Genomic DNA, 6,253 nt, shown 5'->3' with positions numbered 1-6,253 from the left:
GGAGGTGGGACGACGAAATCGAATTCTAACGAATTACCGATTTCTGTCCCACTCTCTTTTCTTATTTATTCACGTTTTCCCATTTCCAGTTTTGAACTTCTGGAATGTCGTCTCCGTTTTCACGGATGTAGTCATGGTGGAAGGCGATTGTTTCATCCATCTTCGCTGCAAATGCGCTTGCTGCATCTCCAAGAGCTGCATTAGCTGCATCTTGTGCCAAGTGGAAGCGATCCAACTCAGACATCACACGCATATCAAATGGTGTGGTGATATCCCCGTTTTCACGGTAACCATGTACACGAAGGTTATGGTTGTGACGGTTGAAGAAGATATCACGGATCATGCCTTCGTAACCATGGAAAGCAAAGATGACTGGTTTATCCGTTGTGAAGACTTTGTTAAATTCTTCATCTGAAAGTCCACGCGCATCAACGGATGGGTGACGCAATTTCAAGATATCCACAACGTTGACAAAGCGGATCTTCAATTCTGGGAAGGCTTTGTGCAAGATTGTGATGGCTGCAAGAGCTTCTAAGTTTGGCTCTGTACCTGCAGCTGCAATAACAAGATCTGGCTCTTCATCTGCTGAAACAGTTGATGCCCAATCGATCACCTTGTATCCTTCACGAACCAATTCTTCTGCTTCAGCTGCTGAGTAGAATTGAGGACGTGGGTGTTTAGAAGAAACAATCAAGTTGATCACATCTTCTCCCTTGAAGGCTTCATCCATTACCGCAAGCAAGCTATTGGTATCTGCTGGCAAGTACTCACGGATATATTCAGGAGTTTTCTCAGCCAAGTGAGTCAAGATACCTGGATCTTGGTGAGTGTAACCATTGTGGTCTTGTTGGAAGACAGTTGAAGTTGCAATCAAGTTCAAGGCTGGGTAGTTTTTACGCCATGTTGTATGTGTCTTAGACTTACGCAACCATTTGAAGTGTTGAGTGATCATAGAATCCACAACACGAAGGAAGGATTCGTAAGAGGCGAAGAATCCATGACGACCTGTCAAGACATATCCTTCAAGCATACCTTCTGCTTGGTGCTCTGACAATTGAGAGTCAATGACACGACCAGCAGGGCTCAAGGCTTCATCGTAGTCTGGTTTCATACGTCCTAACCATTGACGGCTTGTACGAGTGAAGACTTCTTGAAGACGGTTTGATTTGGTTTCGTCTGGACCGAAGATACGGAAGTTATCTGGGTTCGCATCTACCAAGTCTGCCGCATACTTACCAAATTCGATCATGTCTTGAGCCATGATTTCACCTGGTGTGTTGAATTGAAGGGCATGTTTCTTCCAATCAGCTGTGTTCATTGGTTTGATCACACCAGCATTTGTGATTGGGTTCATCGCCATGCGACGGTCACCTTTTGGTGCAATTTCCGCAATTTCAGGAACTAGTTTACCAGTTTCGTCGAACAATTCAGCTGGGCGGTAAGATTCCAACCATGAAAGAAGAGCATCGACATGCTCCATGTGGTGAGCATCTACTGGGATTGGAACTTGGTGCGCACGGAATCCACCCTCGATAGGTGTTCCTTCCCATGCTTTTGGACCAGTCCAACCTTTAGGAATACGAGCAATCAAGACAGGGTAAACTGGTTGAGTTGCTTCTTCAGCAGAACCTTTACGAGCTTCTGCTTGGACTTTCTTGATTTCTTCAATTGCTTCGTCCAATTTTTCAGCGAACAAAGCGTGTGCAGCTTCATGGTCTTCTGAAATTGCAGTGACATTCGCAAAGATTGGTTTCCAACCAAGACCTTCAAAGAAGAGGGCCAATTCTTCGTCTGTTTTGCGTTCGAAGATCGTTGGGTTGTGGATCTTCCCACCATTGAGGTAGAAGATTGGAAGGATCGCCCCATCGTTGACTGGGTTCAAGAAGGTATTTGACAACCAACCAGCCATCAATGGACCTGTTTCACCTTCACCATCACCGATAACTGTGGCAGCAATCACATCCGGATTATCCAATACAGCACCTGCAGCGTGAGAAAGGGCATATCCAAGTTCTCCACCTTCGTGGATAGATCCTGGTGTTTCAGGCGCTGCGTGAGAAGCGATTCCTCCTGGGAATGAGAAGATCTTACACAAGTGTTTGAAACCTTCTTCATTTTGTGGGATGTTTGGATTCAATTCAGTATAAGAACCATCTAAGTAAGAGTTCGATACCATTACTTGTCCACCGTGACCTGGTCCTTCAATGTAGAACATATCCAAGTCGTATTTGTTGATGGCACGGTTCAAGTGAGCATAGATAAAGTTTTGCCCTGGTACAGTTCCCCAGTGTCCGATTGGGTGAGCCTTCAAGTCATTTTCAACGACTTCGCGCTTCAACAATGGGTTATCTTTCAAGTACATTTGAGCAGCTGAAATGTAGTTGGCTGCACGCCACCAAGCGTCTACTTTATCCAAGTAAGCTTTGCTGTTATAATCGACAGTCATCTTGTCTCCTCACAATTTCTAGACAGGTCTGTTGAACAACCTGTTCGTTTGATCAATAGTTTAAACAATCTGTTTTCACGACAAACAGATGATATTGAAGAAAATATTCAATATTACTTCTATTCTATCAAGAATTTCCCTTTTTGTACATCAGAAAGTAAGAAAAATATTCTTTGAACGTCAAATTTTAATTTCCCACTAAAGTGGTTCCATTCCCTACAGGGATAGGTTTTAAAAAAAGACTTTGCTGATTTTTGCAAACGAGCAAAGTCCCAAATGAAATGGAGGAGGTTAAATGACTTTTTGACCTTTCTTGTAGACATCTGTCACGAGATTTGTCGCAAAGAAATAGAAGAGATAATCTAGATTAGGTGCATCGTAAATCGTGATGTCGGCCTGTTTGCCAACATCGAAAGAGCCGATTGTTTTAGCACGATCAACTGAATAGGCCGCATTGATGGTCACCGCATTGAGAATTTCTACTGGAGTTAGGCGCATCATGAAGCAACCCAGATGCATGGCAAACTGGAGATTGGCTGTTGGACAAGACCCTGGGTTGCTATCTGTTGTCAGGGTGATGGCCATGCCAGCGTCCAACATCTTACGAGCCGGTGCATAGGTATCTTCCATGAGGCTGAAGGTTGTAGCTGGCAAAAGATTTCCAATCACTTTTGCTGCAGCTAATTTTTGAATGCCTTCATCGGTAATCACCATCAAGTGTTCTGCACTAGTAGATTCCAATTCCGCCGCCACATCCACGCCACCAATGGATTCGATTTCATCGGCATGGATCCGCAGCTTGAAGCCCATCTCCTTAGCTTTTGAAAGAAGATAGCGAGATTCATCTGCTGTAAAGACACCTTTTTCACAGAAGATATCACAGAACTCAGCTAGCTTTTCTTCCTTCACTTTGGGAAGCATTTGCTCCACAATGAGATCTAAATATTCTTGGGAACGGCCCTTGTATTCTATGGGAATCGCATGGGCTGCCATAAAGGTCGAAACCAGATCAATTTCATGGTCACGGTCCAAGGCAGCCACAACATCCAACTGGCGTTTTTCCGTTTCCCAATCCAAACCATAACCACTCTTGGCTTCAACAGTAGTCACCCCATGACGCAACATGTAATCCAACAGTCGTTTGGACTTGTCATAGAGATTTTCAAAAGAAGCTTCCCGTGTCGCCCGAACCGTGCTCAGAATTCCACCGCCTTGGGCGAGGATGTCTAAGTAAGAAACACCCGCTAATTTTTTCGCAAATTCATGTTCCCGACTACCTCCATAGACCAAGTGGGTGTGGCAGTCAATCAGGCCAGGAGTCGCAACTTTTCCTTCACAGGATTTCACTTCCGTATGGTCATCGATCAGTTCAGGGTCTGGTTGACCTGTCCCAACTGCAAGAATCTTTCCATCTTTAATGGCGATATAAGCATCGGAAAGAATTTTTGCCTCTGCCATCTCCTTGCCATAGAGAGGATGACCCAGATCATTCGGACAAAACAATTGGTTAAAGTGGGTTAATAGGATATCAGCAGACATATGAAACATTCCTTTCTATTTCCATTGTTATTCATTTTACAATTCTACAGGAAAAGCGTCAAAAAAAAGTCAAAAAGTTTTTCCCTCATTTTTTTTTGCTTTATTAAAAATTATATTTTTTTTTGACTCTCTATTGACGTTTCTTGGATACAATAAAGAAAATATAAATTCACAGTCCAACTATAAGGAGGGTTCTGCTATGTCATTTATAGACGAGAAAGAAATTGCAGCTGCTATGTCTGTCAAACTTGACTTTGATGTCCTACCCGAAAAGGCGACTTTTCAAGAAGGCATCCGTCGTGCACCTGATAGAGGCTTCCGCTTAACGCAAGCTCAGACTGAAATTGCCCTTAAAAACGCTTTGCGTTACATTCCTAAAAAATTCCACCAAGAGTTGATCCCAGAATTTCTGGAAGAACTGAGAACGCGCGGTCGGATCTATGGCTATCGCTTCCGTCCAAAAGATCGCATCTATGGAAAACCAATCGATGAGTACAAAGGAAAATGCACTGCTGCTAAGGCTATGCAGGTCATGATCGACAACAACTTGAGCTTTGAAATTGCTCTTTATCCATATGAATTGGTCACTTATGGGGAAACAGGATCTGTCTGTGCCAACTGGATGCAATACAACTTGATCAAGAAATACTTGGAAGTCATGACAGAAGACCAAACCTTGGTGGTTGAATCGGGTCACCCTCTTGGCCTCTTCAAATCAAAACCAGAAGCTCCTCGTGTCGTCATTACCAACGGTCTCTTGATCGGTGAGTATGATAACATGCGCGACTGGGAAATTGCTGAAGAAATGGGCGTTACCAACTACGGTCAGATGACAGCCGGTGGCTGGATGTACATCGGTCCACAAGGGATCGTTCACGGTACTTTCAACACCCTTCTCAATGCTGGTCGTCTCAAACTCGGTGTGCCTGATGATGGCGACTTGACCGGTAAACTCTTCATTTCATCTGGTCTCGGTGGAATGAGCGGAGCTCAAGGGAAAGCAGCTGAAATCGCAAAAGCGGTTGCCATCGTTGCAGAAGTGGACCGCTCTCGGATCGAAACTCGTCACTCTCAAGGCTGGATTAGCCAAGTGACCGACAGTGCGGAAGAAGCTGTGAAATTGGCTCAAGCAGCACTGGAAGCTGGTGAATCAACTTCGATTGCCTACCATGGTAATATCGTAGACTTGCTCGAATATGTCAACGAACACAATGTCCACGTTCATCTCTTGTCTGACCAAACCTCTTGCCACAACGTTTATGATGGTGGCTATTGCCCAGTTGGCATTAGCTTTGAAGAACGGACACGTTTGCTGGCAGAAGACAAAGAAACCTTCCGCCGTTTGGTTGATGAAACCTTGGCTCGTCACTTTGCAGTGATCAAAGCCTTGACAGCTAAAGGTACCTACTTCTTCGACTACGGTAATGCCTTCATGAAATCTGTTTACGACTCAGGTATCAAGGAAATTTCTAAGAATGGCTTGGATGACAAGGATGGCTTCATTTGGCCATCTTATGTAGAAGATATCATGGGACCTATGCTCTTTGACTATGGTTATGGTCCATTCCGTTGGGTCTGCCTCAGCGGTAAACATGAAGACTTGATTGCAACCGACCATGCAGCTATGGAAGCGATCGATCCAACTCGTCGCTACCAAGACCGCGACAATTACAACTGGATCCGCGATGCTGAAAAGAACCAATTGGTGGTTGGTACACAAGCACGTATCCTCTATCAAGATTGTATGGGCCGTGTCAACATTGCTTTGAAATTCAACGAACTCATTCGCCAAGGTAAGATTGGACCAGTCATGATCGGACGTGACCACCACGACGTATCTGGTACAGATGCTCCATTCCGTGAAACATCAAACATCAAAGATGGTTCGAACGTCACTTGTGACATGGCGGTTCAATGTTACGCTGGTAACGCTGCTCGCGGTATGAGTCTCGTCGCTCTCCACAACGGTGGTGGTACTGGTATCGGTAAAGCTATCAACGGTGGATTTGGTCTCGTCCTAGACGGTAGCCACCGGATCGATGAAATCATCAAGTCTGCCATTGCCTGGGACACTATGGGTGGGGTTGCTCGTCGGAACTGGGCACGGAATAACCATGCCATTGAAACAGCGATCGAGTACAACCGTCTCCATGCAGGAACAGACCACATCACCATTCCGTATCTGGCAGATGAAGATTTGGTCAAAGAAGCCGTTCAAAAATTGTTTTAACATCAAAAAATAAAAACTGAGAAAGGGGAGGAAAATGC

At 44.7% G+C, this 6,253-nt stretch carries 3 protein-coding genes; 1 reads left to right on the top strand and 2 read right to left on the bottom strand.

Translation table 11 applies throughout. The annotated features are described in order from the left end of the window. Positions 1–61 precede the first annotated feature (61 nt). Together ADH92_RS07345 and hutI are read right to left on the bottom strand one after the other, a co-directional pair. The gene (locus tag ADH92_RS07345; protein ID WP_049497966.1) at positions 62–2,446 is read right to left on the bottom strand and encodes a phosphoketolase family protein; all 2,385 of its coding nucleotides are present in this window, start codon (positions 2,444–2,446) and stop codon (positions 62–64) included. A 291-nt stretch (positions 2,447–2,737) separates the two neighbouring features. Further along, positions 2,738–3,985 carry an imidazolonepropionase gene (gene hutI / locus ADH92_RS07340; protein WP_049486240.1) on the bottom strand — a complete coding sequence of 416 codons (1,248 nt, stop codon included), beginning with the start codon at positions 3,983–3,985 and terminating at the stop codon, positions 2,738–2,740. Between the two features lie 199 nt (positions 3,986–4,184). Between hutI and ADH92_RS07335 the strand changes: the two genes are divergently transcribed. Then, positions 4,185–6,215 (top strand): urocanate hydratase, encoded by a 2,031-nt coding sequence (locus tag ADH92_RS07335; protein WP_049486239.1) that lies wholly within the window; start codon positions 4,185–4,187, stop codon positions 6,213–6,215. Positions 6,216–6,253 lie beyond the last annotated feature (38 nt).

It is taken from the genome of Streptococcus parasanguinis, assembly GCF_001073155.1.
Taxonomy (GTDB): Bacteria; Bacillota; Bacilli; order Lactobacillales; family Streptococcaceae; genus Streptococcus; species Streptococcus parasanguinis_D.
This window is presented reverse-complemented; position numbering and strand designations above follow the sequence as displayed.